We start from the raw sequence: 15,955 nt of genomic DNA, 5'->3' as shown, positions 1-15,955 counted from the left end.
GCTACTTGCCCTTCGCCAGTGTGTCGTTCCACGCCTTCTCGGCGTCGTCCAGAGCCTGCTTGGCCGACTTGGTGCCGGACATGAACGCCCGCACCTGTTCGTCGAAGAGCTGCCGCAGCTGCTCGTCGTTACCCGAACCCATCGACGCGTCGACGCTCTGCTTGAAGGTGTCGACGAGGATCTTGCGCGCCTGGTCGGCGGGCGTGGTCCCGGTGATGTCGGCGAAGAACGGATCCGCGAGCGCCTTCACCGAGGACGGATAGATCGGCACCAGCTTGCACAGCGCGAGCTGCTGCTCGGGCGCGGCGACGTACTTGAGCCAGGCGGCGGCCGCGGCCTGGTTGTCCGACTTCGCGGGGATGCCCATCACCTGCTGGCCCGGCATGTAGAACTTGCCGTCGGCGCCGGTCACCGGCGGGCCGACCGTGATCGACGAGTAGACCGCGGGCGCGTTCTTCTCGACGTTCAGAAGCGAGCTGGACACGGCGGCCGGGTTGAACGCGATGCCCTTGTTCTCCAGCGACTGCGGCATGTCCCGCGGGTTCTCACTGAGGCTTCCGGGAGCGATCGCGCCCGAGCTGAACAGCGGCTTGAACTTCTCCAGCAGCGCCAAGGTCTCCGGCGTGTTGAAGGCGGCCTTCTTCCCGTCCTCCGACAGCAGCGGGATGCCGTTCGCCTGCACCACGCTGGAGTACGCCATGAAGTTGGTCGCCGACTTGCCGGTCGCGTCGTGGTACGACTTCGCCAGCGCGAGCGCGTCGTCGTACGTCTTCGGCGGCTTGGCCGCGTCGAAGCCTGCCTTGGCCAGCAGATCCTTGTTGTAGAACGCCAGCGACGTGCCGCCGTTGTACCAGGGGATCGCGATGCGCTTGCCGTCGACAACCAGCGGCTCGGCCAGGTTCGGCAGGTACGCGGCGACGTCCTCCTGGCTGAACAGCGAGCCCAGGTCGGCCATCGAACCGGCGAACAGGCCGGTGGTCGCCGAGGTGAAGTTGACGACGTCCGGCACCTTGCCGGCGGCGATCGCGGCCAGCAGCTTGGTCGTGATGTCGGCGCCCGGCACGTCCACCCAGTTGATGTGAACCTTCGGGTGCTCCTTCTGGTAGGCGTCGATCCACTTCTGGATGTCCGGCCCGTAGTTCTTCTGCAGATTGATCGTCCACCACTCGACGTCACCGGAGTAGGCGTCGCCGGACTGTTTCTGGTCGTCGTCACCGCCTGCGGGACTGCCGGAGACGCAGCCGGTGAGTGCGAGGACGAGCGTGGCGGCAACAGCGGCGAGTCGGAGTCGGGCCATCAGTGGCTCCTCAGAACGGAATGTCCTAAACCTGGCTTACAGACACCAGAGTGTTCGCCATCGAATCGCGCTAGTCAACGGAAGATGCGGAAATTTTCTGGAGTTACCGCTTCCGAGCCGCTGGGTTCTGGGTTACGGTTCCCGTCAACTTGGTATCTGAAATCCGGGTTTCAGACACGAGGAGTGATGCATGCCGGGTCTGAAGGGCCGCGTAGTCGGTCAGCACTGGTACACGCCGTACGTGTTCATGCTGCCCGGGCTGCTGTTCTACGCCGCGATGTTCGCGTGGCCGGCCGTGATCGCGATCCAGCTCGCGTTCTCCGACTACGACATCGTGCACCCGGTGCGCTTCTCCGGGCTGGACAACTTCGCCCGGCTGGTGGACGACCCGCGGGTCTGGATCGCGCTGCGCAACTCGCTGCTGTTCGTGCTGATGTTCCTGCCGCTGACCGTGGTCGCGCCGCTGTTCCTGGCGATGCTGGTGAACCTCAAGCTGCGCGCGATCCAGGCGTTCCGGATGCTCTACTACCTGCCGGTGATCACGTCGATGGTCGCGGTGGCGGTCGCCTGGCGGTACGTGTTCAACCGCGAGGGCGTCGTGAACTGGATGCTCGGCCTGTTCGGCGCCGGACCGATCGACTTCCTGCTCGACCGGCATTGGGCGCTGCCCACCGTCGTACTGCTGGAGGCGTGGAAGAACGCCGGTCTGTTCATGATGATCTACCTGGCCGGCTTGCAGGCCGTGCCGTCGGACCAGATCGAGGCGGCGACGATCGACGGCGCGAACGCGTGGCAGCGGCTGCTGCACGTCGTCGTACCGGCGCTGCGGCCGACGTTCGCGGTCACGCTCGTGCTCAGCATGCTCGAGGCGATGCGGGCCTTCGAGTCCGTCTACGTGCTGACCCGCGGCGGGCCGCTCGACTCCACACTCACCCTCGGCTACTACATCTGGTCGAAAGCCTTCGAGGACTACGACATGGGTTATGCGAGCGCCGTCGGCCTGCTGCTGTGGGCGATCATGATCGTCCTGGCCGGGTTCAACCTGTTGGTGACCCGGCGGAGGGACGTCTGATGGCCCGCCGGCTGTACCGGTCCAAGCCGCGGATCACCGGCCGGCGAATCGGTCTGTACGTGCTGCTGATCGCGGTCGCCGCGTTGTTCATCGGGCCGTTCCTGATCCTGCTGAGTGCCGCGACCAAACCCGCCACCCAGGACGTGTTCGGGTTCCCGCCGGACCTGATCCCGCGGCCGCCGGTGGCCGAATGGTTCCGCGAGGCGTGGACGACGATCCCGTACGCGCGGTTCCTGGTGAACTCGGTGATCTACGTCGGCATCACGGTCCCGGTGTACCTCGTGGTGTCCGCGCTGACGGCGTACCCGCTCGCTAGGATCGCGTTCCGCGGCCGCGGCGTCTTCTTCATGCTGTTCCTGTCGATCATGTTCCTGCCCGGCGAGCTGATGCTGATCCCGCGGTTCCTGGTGATGAGTGAACTCGGGCTGACCGACACGTTCGCCGCGGTGATCCTGCCCGCGATCCTGTCGTCGCTCGGGATCTTCCTGCTCCGCCAGGCGTTCTCGCAGATCCCGGACGAGATCGTCGAGGCCGCGCGCGTGGACGGCGCGAACGAGTTCGCGATCTTCTGGCGGATCTGCGTGCCGATCGTGGCACCGACGCTCGCGGTGCTGGCGATCCTCGGATTCGTGTCGGTGTGGAACAGCTTCATCTGGCCGCTCGTGGTGCTGACCACCCAGTCCAAGTTCCCGATCGCGCTCGGTATCGCCTACCTGAGCGGCGTCTCCGGCACCGACGTCCGCGGCCTCGCCGCGGGCACCGTCATCTCGCTGATCCCCGTCATCGTCGTCTTCCTGTTCCTCCAGAAACGCATCCTCAACAGCATGGGCGGCGCAGTCAAAGGCTGACCCCTCGACCCCGTGAGGCAACCATGAACCCCACCCGCCGCACTTTCGTTCTCGGAACCACAGCGGGCGGTATCGCCGCCTGGGCCGGCCTCCCCGCCCTCTCGGCCTCCGCCGATCCACTCGTCTACGACTCACGAGAAGCCTTCGACGTCGCCCAAGCGGGCTACCTCGCGTCCAACGCCCAGGACAACGAGGCCGGCCTGTACGCCTGGGGCGAGTCCTACTTCCTCCTCGGCCTACTCCGGATGTACGAGGCCTACCAGGACGAGAAGTACCTGCGTACTTTCGAGGACCGCGCCCGGCACCTGATGAAGACCACCGACCACGCCCGGCACGTCAAGGACTACGCCGGCCGGTCCGGCAAGGTCTGGCGCACAGCCGGCAACTACACCGCCGGCCACGGCGTGCTCCCGGACGGCACCGGTGCTCCGGCGGTTCAGCTCCGCTGGGCCGGGATCAGATCGGCCGAGTCGACCGCCGAGGTCCTGAACGTTGCCAACGGCACCTTCGACCTCGTCCTCCGCAACCCCGCCACGACCAGCGTCGTCACGCTGCCCGCCGTCAGCCTCGATCCGGCGTCGCCGACGTACGTCGTGACGGCGGTCAACAACGCCTACAACGCGTCGCGACGCTGGACCGCGGTCGATCTGCGGACAGCTCCCGCGGCCGCGCCCGCACCGGCGGCCGCCACGATCGCGTTCACGTCGCAGTACTACGTCTTCGCAGTACACACCGGCATGATCGCGTTCCCGCTGGCCCGCTACGCCCGGATGGTGCTGCAGTCGCCGAAGCTCCGCTCGCGGCGGGACTTCGCGAAGCAGGTCCTCGACGCCGCGACCGCGGCCGTGGACTTCCACGAACGGGAGTGGGTCTCACGCCCGGACGGCACCGGCGACTACGTGTGGCCGAAGGGTGCGCCGATCCCGTTCGACGGCACGATCCAGCCGTACAACCAGAGCCAGGGCATCGGTCAGGTGCTGGTCGAGCTGTTCCGCGTGACCAAGCAGCCGCGGTACCGGACGCGGGTCCTCCAGATGCTGAAGGCGTACGAGCCCGCGCTGCGACTCGTTGGCGACGCCTACGTCTGGACGTACTGGCCGCCGTACAGCGAGCTGTACGCCGGGTACGCGAAGACCGCGGGTATCTCGGAGTACACGCCGTCGTACCCGGCCTCGAAGCAGATCGAGGATCTGAGCCACGCCGCGATCAGCACCGAGTTCGTGCACGCGGCGTACGACGCCGGGATCGCCGGCGGACCCGCGACGGACATCCAGCGCTTCACGAAGACGTTCACGCAGAAGCTGATCCGGTCCGCGACCGAGGTCTGGTACCGGGTCGACGGGACCGGCGACGCGGTGCCGGCGAACGCGGTGCAGTGTGCGCGGTGGGGTGCGTACGCCGAGCAGGATCTGCTGGTCTATCAACAGTCCCTGCGCGTGTACGACGCCGTACAGCTCGTCCCGGTGCAAGGCTCGCACGCATTGGGTATCGCGTACCTGAACTGGGCCAAGAACTCTGGTTGGAGGAACAAGTGAGACTGCTCCGGATCCACACACCCGACGGGTTGCGGGACGCCGTCCTGAACGACGAGGGAAAGGTGCAACTGCCGGACGGGGATGCTGTGGACCTCTCGGAGGTCCGGCTCGCGGCACCTCTCGATCCGGGCAAGATCGTGTGCGTCGGCCTGAACTACGCGGACCACGCGGCCGAGGGCGGGCAGGAGGCGCCAGCCGAGCCGATCCTGTTCCTGAAGGCGTCCGACACCGTCGTCGGGCCGTACGACGACATCATCATCCCGCGCGGCGGCGAGAAGACCGACTGGGAGGTCGAGCTCGGCGTGGTGATCGGGCGCACCGCGGCGTATCTCAGTTCTACAGAGGAAGCGCTCGACTATGTCGCCGGGTACGTCCTCGTGAACGACGTGTCCGAGCGGCACTTTCAGCTCGAACGCGGCGGGCAGTGGGACAAGGGCAAGAACGCGGCGACGTTCTGCCCGCTCGGTCCGTGGATCCTGACCGCGGACGAGGTGCCGGACCCGCAGAAGCTCAAGCTCGGGCTGGACGTGAACGGCGAGGCCCTGCAGGACAGTTCGACCGCGGAGATGATCTTCGGCGTCGCACACCTGCTGCACTACATCTCGCAGTTCATGACGCTCTACCCGGGCGACGTGATCAGCACCGGCACGCCGGCCGGCGTAGGCGCGGGGCAGAAACCACCACGGTACCTACGCGCGGGCGACGTACTCCGGGTCTGGGCCGACGGGCTGGGCGAACAGCGCAACAAGCTGGTCGCTAGTTCTTGAGCGCAGCGGAGATGGTGTCGGCGATGGGTGTGGTGGGGCGGCCGATGAGGCGGCTGAGGTCGGAGCCCCGGCCCGCGAGGAGACCGCGCTCGATGGCGTCGTCGACCCCGACGAGGATCGGGACGAACGGCGCGGGGATGCCGGCCGCCGTCAGCACCTGGGTCAGGTCCTCGGGCGAGAGGTTGTTGTAGGCAACGTCCTGGCCGGACTGCTTCGACAGCTCGGCGGCGTACTCGGTCAGCGTGAAGGCCGAGTCGCCGTTGAGCTCGTACGCCTTCTTCTCGTGCCCGTCGCCGGTCAGTACGACGGCTGCCGCCGCCGCGAAGTCCCGCCGCGAAGCCGACGCGATCCGGCCGTCCCCAGCGCTGCCGAAGACACCGTTCACGAGCTGTACGGCGATCTGATCGGTGTAGACCTCGCTGTACCAGCCGTTGCGGAGGAACGTGTACGGCAGACCGGAATCGAGGATCGCCTGCTCGGTGGCGATGTGGTCCGCGGCCAGATCGAAGTCAGCCTCGGGTCCGCCGAGCACGCTGGTGTAGGCGATCCGCGCCGCACCGGCCTCGCGAGCGGCCGTGATGACCGCCTGGTGCTGCTCGCGCCGGTTCGGCTCGAGGCCCGAGATCAGCAGGACCGTGTCACCGGCGCCGAAGGCCTTCGCCAGCGCGTCCGGGTCGTTGTAGTCGGCGACCCGCACCTCGACGCCGCGGTCCGCGATCGGGGCCGCCTTCGCGGCGTTCCGCGCGACCGCGACGACCTGATCGGCGGGAACCCGCTGCAGCAGCTCATCGATGACGAGCGTGCCCAGGTGCCCGGTGGCGGCGGTGACGACGATGCTCATTCCCACTCCTTGTCGTAGATGTTCTGTCACCGACAGTAGGTCGCTGGTCTGAGCGGATCTATGTCCATGGAGCGCAAATTTATATCCGATCGTCTTGACCGCTGCGCGTATGATGCCAGGTATGGATGTGCTCGCCGATGTCGTCACCGCGATGAAGACCGGCCCTGCCAGCTCTGGACGCACCGAGGTCCGGGGCCCGTGGGGGCTGCGCTTCGAGGGCTCCGTAGGCGCCGGCTTCCACCTCGTCCTGCAAGGTACGGCGTGGTTGCTGACGCCGGACGCCGACCCCATTCAGCTCGGCCCGGGGGACGCGGTCCTCCTGCCGCGCGGCCTCGAGCACGCGCTCGCCGACCATCCCGACTCGCCGATCACCGACTTCGACCCGGCCGTCGACTTCGATCCGGAGACGGTGTCGCAAGGGCCGGGAGCGCGGGCGTTGCTGCTGTGCGGGACGTACCGGCTGGACCGTGAGCGTCCGCACCCGGTGCTGAGCAAGCTGCCGGACGTGGTCGTCGTACCGGCGGATCCGGGACGCCACCGTTCGTTGCATACGGCAATCAGCATGATGGGTGAGGAGCTCGACGCGCAGCGGCCCGGCGCGGCTGCCGTCGTACCGGCGCTGGTGGATGCGTTGCTGGTGCTGATCCTGCGGGCCTGGTTCGAGAACAACGACTGCCCGACGGATCGGGGCTGGGCGCGGGCGCTGACCGATCCCGCGGTCGTGCAGTCGCTGGAGCTCATCCACGAGCGGCCGGGCGCCGCCTGGACGGTCGCCGACCTGGCGGCCGATGTCGGGTTGTCGCGGGCCGCCTTCGCCCGGCGGTTCACGGAGGCGGTCGGGGAGCCGCCGCTGACGTACTTGTCGCGGTGGCGGATGACGACTGCGGCGCGGCTCCTGCGGGATCACGATCGCCCGCTCGCCACGGTGGCGAAGGAGATCGGCTACACGTCGGAGTTCGCGTTCGCGAAGGCGTTCAAGCGCGACTTCGGCGTACCGCCCGGGACCTATCGCAAGCAGCTCATCCCGGTCTGAGCGTCGCGACCAGCTCGCCGCGGCTGCGGACGCCGACCTTGGCGAACGCCGACTTCAGGTGGTCCTGGATCGTGTGCGGCGAGATCGACAGCCGGTCGGCGATCGCGGCGGTGGTGTGTCCGGCGATGATCTCCAGACAGATCTCCCGCTCCCGCGTGGTCAGGCCGTAGGCCGCGAGCAGCATGCCGACCAGGTGCTGACCGGACGCGGGCTCGATCGTCACCACGATCTCGTCGTCCGTATCGCCGAGCAGTCGGCTGCCCTGCAGCACAACCCACTCGCGGGACGCGGTCTGCACCCGCGCCTGGAACGTGCCGGAGGCCCGCGTGCCCGTGACGACGGCCCGGAGCAGTACGTCGAAGCGGCCCGGCGCGATCTCGTCGAGCTCGTCCTGCCAGGTCCGGGCGGCCGGGGTGATCGCCCGCGGCTCGCCGCTCGGGCCGGTGACGACGATCGACGGGCCGACCCCTCCGCGGTACCCGTGGGCGTCCGTGCGAACGGCGACCCGCGTCGCCGCGCCGATGACCGGCGCCACCGACCCGAGGAACTCCACCTCCCGGTCGCTGAAGTCCGGACCGCTGCGGACGAAGCCGGCCCCGCCCCAGCAGTCCCCGTCGACGACGAAGGTCGTCCGGACCTCGTGCTCGATCCCGAGCGGCCGCCAGACCTCGTTCAGCCGTCGGTGGCCGACGACCTCGCGGTACGGCAGGTCCGACAGGCGCGCGACCTGGTGCGCGGTGCGGGCCAGCTCGGCGAACGAGTTCGGCACGGTTCCGGCGTACTCCGTCTCCGCCAGCCGCGGCTCGTACTCCGGTGGGATGCGGGCCGCGCCACTGGTCATCGAGCTGATCACCAGCGTGCCCGGATCCATCCCGAACCAGCAGGTGAGTTCACTGCCCACGACCTGTTCGACCACCTCGATCGCGGCCGCGTGCAGTTCGGCGACGCCCATCCCCGAGGTCGCCAGTGCCGCGATGTCCCGGCGCGCGGCCCGCGCCCGGCCCTCCCACATGGGCTCAGTATGCGCCGCCGTACCCCGGCCGCCTATCCCTGAAATGTGGGGATCGGGGAGCGCCCGACGAGCCCATCCGCACGGGATGTACCCGCGGTACGCCGGTTCCTACCGTCGCAGTCATGAACGAGACAGTGCATCTGAGCAATGCGGGCAGCGGTGTCGAGTACGCCGCCCCGGACGCGACCGTGACCGTCAAGGTCGGCGCCGAGCACACCGGCGGGCAGTACGAGCTGTTCGAGATCGACGCGCCGCGCGCCGAGGCGTCGCCGCCGCACAGCGAGTCGTGGAGCAAGGCGTTCTACGTCCTGCAGGGCCGGATCCTCGTCCAGGCAGGGGATCAGGGCTACGACCTCGGTCCCGGCGCCTCGATCAGCATCCCGGCCGGCACCGTGAACACGTTCTCGGTGCTGACACCGTCGGCGAAGTTCCTCGCCGTCAGCCAGACCGGCCGGATGAGCGCGTTCTTCGCGGACCTGGCCGGGGTCGACCCGTCCGACTACGCCGCGCTGGGCGAGATCACGCAACGGCACGGGGTGTCGCTATGAGGACCTCGGCCCAGATCCTCGCGATCGTCATCGCGGTGCTGCTGGCCTCGGTCTGGCTGATGGAGTCGTTCTTCTACCGCCACCCGCGGCTGTATCCGCTGTTCCTGCTGGAACCTCGGGACTTCGACGCGGTCAAGTTGTGGATCGTGAACCTCGGGTTCTACAACTTGACCACCGGTATCGCGCTGGCGCTCGGGGTCGTCCTCGCCCGGACCGGGCACGTGCCGCAGGGCGAGGCGCTGGTCGCCTTCACCGCGGCGCAGCACGTTTTCCTGGCCCTGGTCCTGCTCGCAACGGAGCGCCGACTCTGGTTGAACACCCTGCTCGAAGGGGTTCCGGCAGCGGTTCTGCTGCTGCTCGTTCTGCTGTAGGAAATTTACCAATTCTGCGCAATCATGGGCACGGAGCACCACACACACTCAAGGTTCCCGAATGGTCACCCGCAGTTCGGCCGATTCGGGAGCCTCCCGCCCTGAGTACCCGTGAAGGTGAGGCCCATGAGCCCAATCAGTCGCAGGACCCTCGTTCTCGGCGGACTCGCCGCGGCTGGGGCCGGCGCCCTCCCGGCTGCCGCCCAGTCGTCCGTGATCACCGCCACCGCCGCCGTCCCGTACCCGTTCCAGCTCGGCATCGCGTCTGGTGAGCCCGACGCGAACAGTGTCGTGCTCTGGACCCGCCTGGCGCCGTCGCCGCTGAACGCCGACGGCCAGGGCGGTATGGCGAACGCCGACGTCGCCGTCGACTGGCAGGTGTCGACCACCGACACCTTCAGCACCCTGGTCGCGTCCGGCACGGTGACAGCCAAGTACGCCTCCGCCCACTCGGTCCACGTAGTCGCGGGCGGCCTCAGCCCGGACGCCGACTACTTCTACCGCTTCCGCGCCCAGGGCCACCTGTCGCCGGTCGGCCGGACCCGTACGACGCCCGCGGTCGGCACCACCGGCCGCAACCTGCTGATGGCGTTCACCTCCTGCTCGCACTACGAGGAGGGCTACTACACCGTCTACCGCCGGATGGCCGAGGACAACCCGGGCCTCATCCTGCATCTCGGTGACTACATCTACGAGTACGGCGCGACCGCCGGACGCACCCGCTTGCACCTCGGCAACGAGATCGTGTCGATCGCCGACTACCGCCGCCGGTACGCGCAGTACAAGACCGACCCCGACCTCCAGGCGGCACACGCCGTCGCGCCGTGGATCGTCGTACCGGACGACCACGAGGTGGAGAACAACTACGCGGGCACGGTACGGGAGAACAACACGCCCGCGCTGACGACAGCGCAGTGGACCGCGCGACGGTCCGCGGCGTACCAGGCGTACTACGAGAACATGCCGCTGCGGCCCGCTCAGGTGAACAGCGGCAACAGCATTCAGCTGTACCGGCGTCTGCGGTGGGGGAGCCTGGCGACGTTCCACATGCTCGACACCCGCCAGTACCGCAACGACCAGGCCTGCGGTGACGGCTGGAAGGTGTGCTCGGACGCAGACCTCGCGTCACGCAGCCTGCCCGGGAACGCCCAGGAGACCTGGCTGCTCGACGGACTGGGACAGCACCTGGGCACGTGGGACATCATCGGCCAGCAGGTGTTCTTCGCCCGCCGGTTCAACTCGACCGGCGCGAGCATGGACTCGTGGGACGGGTACCGCGCGTCCCGGGCGCGGATCCAGCAGGGCTGGGTCGACCGGTCCGTCCGGAACCCCGTCGTCCTGACGGGCGACGTGCACCGGGCCTGGGCGAGCGATCTGAAGGCCGACTACAACAACGCGAACTCGGCGACGATCGGTACCGAACTGGTGACCAGTTCGGTGACCTCGAGCGGCGACGGCGACGGGTCCACCACGATCCCCGACGTCGGCACCAATCCGTGGCTGAAGTTCTACAACAACCGCCGCGGATATGTGCGGGCGACGCTCAGCCCGACCGAGCTGCGGGCCGATTTCCGTAACGTGGCAAAGGTTTCCGAGCACGGGGCCGCCGCAGCGACTGTGAAGTCGTTCGTCGTCCAAGAGGGCCAGCCCGGATTGCAGGCGGTGTGACTGTCATGAAGAAGACTCTGGCTATTACGGCGGTGGCAGCCACCGTGCTGACCTTCACCGCGACCAGTGCGTCCGCCCACATCGCCGCTCCCACCTGGGTGGCGGCGAACAGTGTGTCCACCGGCGACCAGGACGCCGCGTCCGTTGCGATCAACCGCAACGGGTACGTCGCCGTGGCCTGGGAGGACGACCGCGACACCGACAACGCGACCGACAATGTGCACAGTGAGATCTACCTGCGGCTGTTCCACAACGGCACTGCTGTGTACGAGAAGAAGCTGTCCGCGGGTGGTAGCAGCGGTGTGACGAACTGGCGGCACCTGCACCCGGACGTCGGCCTGGACGACAAGGGCAACGCGGTCGTGGTGTGGCAGGACGACCCGGACGGCAACGGGTACTACAACATCCCGTACCGCGTCGTGAACACCGCCGGCACCGTCACAGCGTCCGGCAACTCCAACAGCAGCTCTACCGGCCAGCAGATCAACCCGCGGGTCGCTGTCGACCCGGACGGCGCACCGTCCGGTGCCGCCGTCGCGTTCACTGTGGCGTGGGAGGACATCCAGACCGGTACGCCGGCAACGGTCAAGGCGGCCGGCTTCACCGGGCCGACCACACGCGCCTGGGAGGTGACCGCCTCGCAGACGACCGGCCAGCACCACAACCCGGATGTGGCCGTGTCGGCGTCAGGTGACGCGGTCGTCGTCTGGGACGAGGACGGCGACGCCAACGCCGACTACAACATCGGACTGATCCGGCTGGGCCGTACGAACGGTGCAGCCACGCTGTCGCGCCGGGTCGCCAACTCCGCCACCACAGGTCAGCAGACGCATCCAGCGGCGGCAGCCAACTTCAACGGCGACTTCGCGGTGGCCTGGGAGTCGGCTGGTGCCGTCGCGACGCGTTCGTTCACCGTTGCGGGTACGGCCCGGTACGCCGACGTACAGGGTGCGACTGCTGGTGTGGCGCCGTCGATCGGCATCGACGACGCGGCGCAGACGGTCGTGGGCTGGACAGTGTCCGGCGCTGACCCGGACGTGTGGGTCCGTGGCTTCGGTACCGACGGCACCGACACAGGTCGGCTGTCGGCGCAGCGGCTCAGTTCTGTTGCCGAAGGTCGGCAGGAGCAGATGACGGTCGCAGTTTCGCCGTTCGCCGAGGTAGCGGTCGCCTACACCGACGACAACGACGGAAACACGTACGACCAGGTCTACCTGGGTACGGGAATCTCCAACAACAGCTGGTGAATCAGCGCGTCGTGGGGGACACCGTGCTCAGTACGGTGTCCCCTGCGTCGACCACTTCGAGGTGGTCGATGTCGGCCAGCGGGATCGACGTACTGGCGGGGATCTTAGCTTGATAGTTGCCGTTCGCTGCCCACCAGCCGGCTGTCTCCACGGTTCCGTCGCGGCCGTGGACGACGAGCATGCAGTGCTCATACGGCTGCAGGTCGGTGAGCCGGAGCTGGATGTCCGTACCCCAGCCACGACTGACCAGCTTCGCCGTCGTGTCCAGGCCGCCGACCCCGTCCGTCGCCGTCCAAGTGGCTGACGCCGGAGCGGACAGCAGACCCCAGCTCGCAACACCAGCCAGCAAGGCCGTAGCCGCGCCGGCCAGCACCCATCGCCTTGGGCGCCGCTTGTTCAGTTGGAGCGGCGCAGGTTCCGGCTGCTCCGCTTCGATGTCCTCGACAGGTACGGCGTGCAGTAGCCCAGGCAGCGGCGCGAACTGCAGCAACGCCGCACGGCACGCCGTACAGCTCACAAGGTGCTCCTCGACCGCGCGACGCTCAGACGCCTCCAGCGCACCAAGCACGTAGGCGCCGATCGACATCGTCTCCGGGCAGGTCATGAGCCGGTCACCCCTCGTTCCTCCAGTGCGGCGCGGAGCGCGTGCAGCGCGTAGTAGCTGCGCGACTTCACCGTTCCCGGCGGTACGCCGAGGACGGCGGCCGCCTCGTTGACGGTGCGGCGGCGGTAGAACAGTTCGACGATCACCTGCCGGTGGTCCGTGCTGAGGCCCCGCAGTACGTCGATCACCTGCCAGACCTGCAGGACGCGGTCGATGTCGTCGGTGAGAGCCGGGAACTCGCGGTCCTCGATCGGTACCTCCGTCACCCGCGCGCTCTGCCGCCGTCGGCCCGAGATCACCAGGTTGCGGGCGACGGTGAACAGCCACCGCCCGGCCTTGTCCGGATCCAGTTCGGCCGCGTGCGTCCAGGCCCGCGCCATCGTCTCCTGCACGATGTCCTCGGCGTACTGCCGGTCGCCCACGGACCGCAGGACGTACCCGAACAATGGCCGCCGGTACTTGGCGTACAACGCGCGGATCACCGTGTCGTCGTCCACACCCAGGAACTACGCGGTACGGCGGTAAAAGGTTCAACTGAACCGCGGGCCCGGATCTCGCGTATCTGTAGGCGAGAGGAGATCTCGATGAAAACCACGATCTTGTTGCTAGGTGCAACGATAGCCGCGATGGGCGCGCTGACCGCTTGCGGCGACGACTCCCAGCCGGCCACGGGCGGTGCTCCCGCCGGGGCCGCGGTGTCGGTCAAGGATGTCGGAGGCGTCGGCCAGACGCTGGTCGACGCCTCCGGGAAGACGCTGTACTTCGCCGATCAGGAGGCCGGCGGCGCGATCAAGTGCACCGCTAGCTGCCTGAGCTTCTGGATTCCCGCGACCGGCGACGCTGGTGCTGTGGCAGGCCTGGGCACGATGAAGCGCACCGACACCGGTGCAGAGCAGCTCACCTTCCAGGGCAAGCCGCTCTACACCTTCAAACTCGACACCACCGCCGGCGAGGCCAAGGGCAACAACCTCACCGACGCCTTCGCCGGCACCGATTTCACCTGGCACGCCGCAACCACCACCGCCGCAGCCCCGACGCAGGCTCCTTCGTCCTCGGACGGCGGCGGCTACGGCTACTGACCCGGTTCGACCAGAATCCGCACGTCCCACGGCCCGAGCTGGAGTTTGCCGTTCGCCGGCTGATCGGCGAGTACGTCGTGCATCGGCCCGGGCACCGTGATCCCGACGCTGTCCCACGACCAGTTGTGGACGAACCGGAGCCGCCGGCCGTCCGTGGCGGTCGCGGACGTGACGGTCACGCTGCTGGGCAGGTCGGTCCAGGGCGTGGGCTTGATCCAGCGGAAGAGCGCCGTGGCGAGGGCTGGGTTCGGCACCGTTCCGACGTAGGTGATTCGGCCGGAGCCGCGGGCCACGGTGGTGATCGCCGGCCACCGGCCGAAATGCGGGTGCTCGTAGCCGGCCAGCACCTCGGCGTCGTCGACCTGCAGCCCGTCGACCCAGCGCGTGCCCGCTACGGACCCGTCGAGTTGCAGGCCGACGCCGCGCACGGGCACGTCTGCGCTGACGTTGCTGTACTCGTCGTACCAGACACCGGCTGCGGCAGCGAGTCTGCCGGGCTGCACGTCGGTGCGGGCACGTGCGTCGAGGTCGGCGTACCCCGTGCGTGGTCCGACGACCAGGTGCCCACCGCCCTCGGCGTACGCGACCAACTGGTCGAGAAGGTCGTTGTCGGCCAGGTAGAGCGCCGGTACGACGACGATCGGGTCTGCACTGGTGAACTGGCTGGTGTGCCGGATGCGGACCTGTAGACCCGCGTCGAAAGCCCCACGGTAGAAGGGGTCGAAGAACCCGTGGTACGAGCGTTCGTCCGGGCTGCCGTCCTGGTGCGCGAGCGCAGGGTACTTCTGCATCAGCCACTTGCTGGGCAGCGAATACAGCATGGTCACGTCGCTGTCCGGTGTCAGACCAGCCACGAGTGAGCCGGCGGCTTCGAACTCGGCACCGAGCTGAGCGACCTCCTGGTACGTGCGACCCGGCTGACCGCTGTGGGGGAGGACTCCACCCCAGTACGTCTCCGCACCGAAGTGCAGCGTGTGCCAGTGCCAGTACTCGATCATGCTGGCCCCACGTGACACGAGGGCCCACGCCGCCTGCCGCCACTGGCCGTCGTACGCCGGGCGGTTGTTCCACGGGTACCCGATGGACTGCGCGTTGGTCTCGGTGACGAGGAACGGGCGCTGCTGGGACGAGTACATGCGGTCCGCACTGAGGTAGAGCGCCCAGGTGCCGTTGGTGGTCCAGCCCTGCTGCGCTACGCCGGCCTCCGGGTGCATGAGCCCGTCCTGCATGGCGTAGTACGCATTGCCGGTGGTGACGTCCAGGCGGCGTACCAGCTCGTCGTCGGCGACGGCAGGGCGCTCGTAGGCGATGCAGGTCGTCACGAACTGCTCAGGTCGCGCGTATTCGCGGACGAGGTCGGCCTGCCAGCCGATGAACTCCGTGGTCTGGTCCGCCTGGAACTGCCGCCACGCGACGTCGTACTGCGGCTGGACGTTGCCGTCCGGTGTCCACAGGTCCGCCCAGTCCGAGAGCCGGTGCGACCAGTAGACCAGGCCCCACGCCTCGTTCAGCTTCTGTACGTCGCCGTACCGCTGCCGGAGACTGTCCACAAAGCGCTGGAAGACACCGTGGTTGTGGAGCAGCTCGTTACCCGGCTCGTTGTCGACCTGGAAGCCGATCACCGCCGGGTGCTCGGCGTACCGCTCGGCGATCTTGCGGATCACCCGCTCGGCGTGGAACTTGAAGCCGGGATGGGTGAAGTCCACCTCCTGCCGCGCGCCCCATCCGATCCGCTGACCCGTTGTCCGCTCGCCGGTGATCTCCGGATAGAGCCTGGCCAGCCACGGCGGCACGGCGTACGTCGGGGTGCCGAGCACGACCGCGATACCGCGGCGGTGTGCGCCGTCGAGGACGGGCTGCAACCAGTCGAGGTCGAAGCGGCCGTTCTCGGGCTCCCAGGTCGACCAGACCGATTCGCCGACCCGGATCACCGAGAAGTGCGCGGCGGCCATCAGATCGAGATCCCGCTCGAGGCGGTCGTACGGCTGGTACTCGTGGTAGTACGCAGCTCCGAAGAGCACACGCTCGTGCAC

The 15,955-nt window shown here is 68.2% G+C and carries 16 protein-coding genes; 10 read left to right on the top strand and 6 right to left on the bottom strand.

Annotation, left to right across the window (positions count from 1 at the left end; all coding sequences use genetic code 11):
• Position 1: 1 nt before the first annotated feature.
• A complete protein-coding gene (locus tag E0H92_RS20455; RefSeq protein ID WP_131459339.1) occupies positions 2–1,297 on the bottom strand; it encodes an extracellular solute-binding protein in 1,296 nt (431 codons plus the stop codon).
• Between the two features lie 190 nt (positions 1,298–1,487).
• On the opposite strand from E0H92_RS20455, the gene E0H92_RS20450 reads away from it, so the two are divergent.
• The 4 genes from E0H92_RS20450 to E0H92_RS20435 are packed head-to-tail and all read left to right on the top strand — an operon-like array spanning position 1,488 to position 5,519.
• Positions 1,488–2,369 (top strand): carbohydrate ABC transporter permease, encoded by an 882-nt coding sequence (locus tag E0H92_RS20450; RefSeq protein ID WP_131459338.1) that lies wholly within the window; start codon positions 1,488–1,490, stop codon positions 2,367–2,369.
• Positions 2,369–3,217 carry a carbohydrate ABC transporter permease gene (locus tag E0H92_RS20445; RefSeq protein ID WP_131290307.1) on the top strand — a complete coding sequence of 283 codons (849 nt, stop codon included), beginning with the start codon at positions 2,369–2,371 and terminating at the stop codon, positions 3,215–3,217. The genes E0H92_RS20450 and E0H92_RS20445 overlap by 1 nt, the downstream gene beginning before the upstream one ends.
• A gap of 23 nt (positions 3,218–3,240) precedes the next feature.
• Positions 3,241–4,752, top strand: a complete 1,512-nt coding sequence (locus tag E0H92_RS20440) for a hypothetical protein (RefSeq protein ID WP_131497312.1) — start codon at positions 3,241–3,243, stop codon at positions 4,750–4,752.
• Positions 4,749–5,519, top strand: coding sequence for a fumarylacetoacetate hydrolase family protein (locus E0H92_RS20435; RefSeq protein ID WP_131497311.1), 771 nt, complete (start codon positions 4,749–4,751; stop codon positions 5,517–5,519). The genes E0H92_RS20440 and E0H92_RS20435 overlap by 4 nt, the downstream gene beginning before the upstream one ends.
• On the opposite strand, the gene E0H92_RS20430 is transcribed toward E0H92_RS20435, so the two are convergent.
• Positions 5,509–6,360 carry an SDR family oxidoreductase gene (locus tag E0H92_RS20430; RefSeq protein WP_131497310.1) on the bottom strand — a complete coding sequence of 284 codons (852 nt, stop codon included), beginning with the start codon at positions 6,358–6,360 and terminating at the stop codon, positions 5,509–5,511. The two genes, E0H92_RS20435 and E0H92_RS20430, sit on opposite strands and share 11 nt — an antisense overlap.
• Positions 6,361–6,481: 121 nt before the next feature.
• Between E0H92_RS20430 and E0H92_RS20425 the strand changes: the two genes are divergently transcribed.
• Positions 6,482–7,393: an AraC family transcriptional regulator gene (locus E0H92_RS20425; RefSeq protein WP_131497309.1), complete on the top strand. Its 912-nt coding sequence runs from the start codon at positions 6,482–6,484 to the stop codon at positions 7,391–7,393.
• Here the strand turns inward: E0H92_RS20425 and E0H92_RS20420 are convergent.
• Positions 7,380–8,405, bottom strand: a complete 1,026-nt coding sequence (locus E0H92_RS20420; protein ID WP_131497308.1) for a helix-turn-helix transcriptional regulator — start codon at positions 8,403–8,405, stop codon at positions 7,380–7,382. The two genes, E0H92_RS20425 and E0H92_RS20420, sit on opposite strands and share 14 nt — an antisense overlap.
• A gap of 122 nt (positions 8,406–8,527) precedes the next feature.
• On the opposite strand from E0H92_RS20420, the gene E0H92_RS20415 reads away from it, so the two are divergent.
• The 4 genes from E0H92_RS20415 (at position 8,528) to E0H92_RS20400 (ending at position 12,239) form a co-directional block, all read left to right on the top strand.
• Positions 8,528–8,953, top strand: a complete 426-nt coding sequence (locus tag E0H92_RS20415) for a cupin domain-containing protein (RefSeq protein WP_131497307.1) — start codon at positions 8,528–8,530, stop codon at positions 8,951–8,953.
• A complete protein-coding gene (locus E0H92_RS20410; protein WP_131497306.1) occupies positions 8,950–9,324 on the top strand; it encodes a DUF1304 family protein in 375 nt (124 codons plus the stop codon). The genes E0H92_RS20415 and E0H92_RS20410 overlap by 4 nt, the downstream gene beginning before the upstream one ends.
• A gap of 126 nt (positions 9,325–9,450) precedes the next feature.
• Positions 9,451–10,992 (top strand): alkaline phosphatase D family protein, encoded by a 1,542-nt coding sequence (locus tag E0H92_RS20405; RefSeq protein WP_131497305.1) that lies wholly within the window; start codon positions 9,451–9,453, stop codon positions 10,990–10,992.
• Positions 10,993–10,997: 5 nt separating this feature from the next.
• Positions 10,998–12,239 carry a hypothetical protein gene (locus E0H92_RS20400; protein WP_131497304.1) on the top strand — a complete coding sequence of 414 codons (1,242 nt, stop codon included), beginning with the start codon at positions 10,998–11,000 and terminating at the stop codon, positions 12,237–12,239.
• Between the two features lies 1 nt (position 12,240).
• Here the strand turns inward: E0H92_RS20400 and E0H92_RS20395 are convergent, their stop codons facing one another.
• Positions 12,241–12,843 carry an anti-sigma factor family protein gene (locus E0H92_RS20395; RefSeq protein WP_131497303.1) on the bottom strand — a complete coding sequence of 201 codons (603 nt, stop codon included), beginning with the start codon at positions 12,841–12,843 and terminating at the stop codon, positions 12,241–12,243.
• Entirely contained in the window at positions 12,840–13,340 is a 501-nt protein-coding gene (locus E0H92_RS20390) for a sigma-70 family RNA polymerase sigma factor (protein WP_131459327.1), read from the bottom strand. Before E0H92_RS20390 ends, E0H92_RS20395 begins: the two co-directional genes overlap by 4 nt.
• 87 nt (positions 13,341–13,427) lie before the next feature.
• Between E0H92_RS20390 and E0H92_RS20385 the strand changes: the two genes are divergently transcribed.
• Positions 13,428–13,922 (top strand): COG4315 family predicted lipoprotein, encoded by a 495-nt coding sequence (locus tag E0H92_RS20385; RefSeq protein ID WP_131497302.1) that lies wholly within the window; start codon positions 13,428–13,430, stop codon positions 13,920–13,922.
• Here E0H92_RS20385 and E0H92_RS20380 read toward each other — a convergent pair.
• Positions 13,916–15,955 carry a beta-galactosidase gene (locus E0H92_RS20380; protein WP_202873707.1) on the bottom strand — a complete coding sequence of 680 codons (2,040 nt, stop codon included), beginning with the start codon at positions 15,953–15,955 and terminating at the stop codon, positions 13,916–13,918. The two genes, E0H92_RS20385 and E0H92_RS20380, sit on opposite strands and share 7 nt — an antisense overlap.

It is taken from the genome of Kribbella speibonae (genome assembly GCF_004331375.1).
GTDB lineage: Bacteria > Actinomycetota > Actinomycetes > Propionibacteriales > Kribbellaceae > Kribbella > Kribbella sindirgiensis.
The sequence above is the reverse complement of the archived record's forward strand: the minus strand, read 5'-3'. Positions and strand labels throughout refer to the sequence as shown.

What these genes read in the sequence shown, in the direction of transcription:
- E0H92_RS20455 (WP_131459339.1), bottom strand. Translation starts at nt 1,297, where the DNA reads ATGGCCCGACTCCGACTCGCCGCTGTTGCCGCCACGCTCGTCCTCGCA.
- E0H92_RS20450 (WP_131459338.1), top strand. Translation starts at nt 1,488, where the DNA reads ATGCCGGGTCTGAAGGGCCGCGTAGTCGGTCAGCACTGGTACACGCCG.
- E0H92_RS20445 (WP_131290307.1), top strand. Translation starts at nt 2,369, where the DNA reads ATGGCCCGCCGGCTGTACCGGTCCAAGCCGCGGATCACCGGCCGGCGA.
- E0H92_RS20440 (WP_131497312.1), top strand. Translation starts at nt 3,241, where the DNA reads ATGAACCCCACCCGCCGCACTTTCGTTCTCGGAACCACAGCGGGCGGT.
- E0H92_RS20430 (WP_131497310.1), bottom strand. Translation starts at nt 6,360, where the DNA reads ATGAGCATCGTCGTCACCGCCGCCACCGGGCACCTGGGCACGCTCGTC.
- E0H92_RS20425 (WP_131497309.1), top strand. Translation starts at nt 6,482, where the DNA reads ATGGATGTGCTCGCCGATGTCGTCACCGCGATGAAGACCGGCCCTGCC.
- E0H92_RS20420 (WP_131497308.1), bottom strand. Translation starts at nt 8,405, where the DNA reads ATGTGGGAGGGCCGGGCGCGGGCCGCGCGCCGGGACATCGCGGCACTG.
- E0H92_RS20415 (WP_131497307.1), top strand. Translation starts at nt 8,528, where the DNA reads ATGAACGAGACAGTGCATCTGAGCAATGCGGGCAGCGGTGTCGAGTAC.
- E0H92_RS20410 (WP_131497306.1), top strand. Translation starts at nt 8,950, where the DNA reads ATGAGGACCTCGGCCCAGATCCTCGCGATCGTCATCGCGGTGCTGCTG.
- E0H92_RS20405 (WP_131497305.1), top strand. Translation starts at nt 9,451, where the DNA reads ATGAGCCCAATCAGTCGCAGGACCCTCGTTCTCGGCGGACTCGCCGCG.
- E0H92_RS20400 (WP_131497304.1), top strand. Translation starts at nt 10,998, where the DNA reads ATGAAGAAGACTCTGGCTATTACGGCGGTGGCAGCCACCGTGCTGACC.
- E0H92_RS20395 (WP_131497303.1), bottom strand. Translation starts at nt 12,843, where the DNA reads ATGACCTGCCCGGAGACGATGTCGATCGGCGCCTACGTGCTTGGTGCG.
- E0H92_RS20385 (WP_131497302.1), top strand. Translation starts at nt 13,428, where the DNA reads ATGAAAACCACGATCTTGTTGCTAGGTGCAACGATAGCCGCGATGGGC.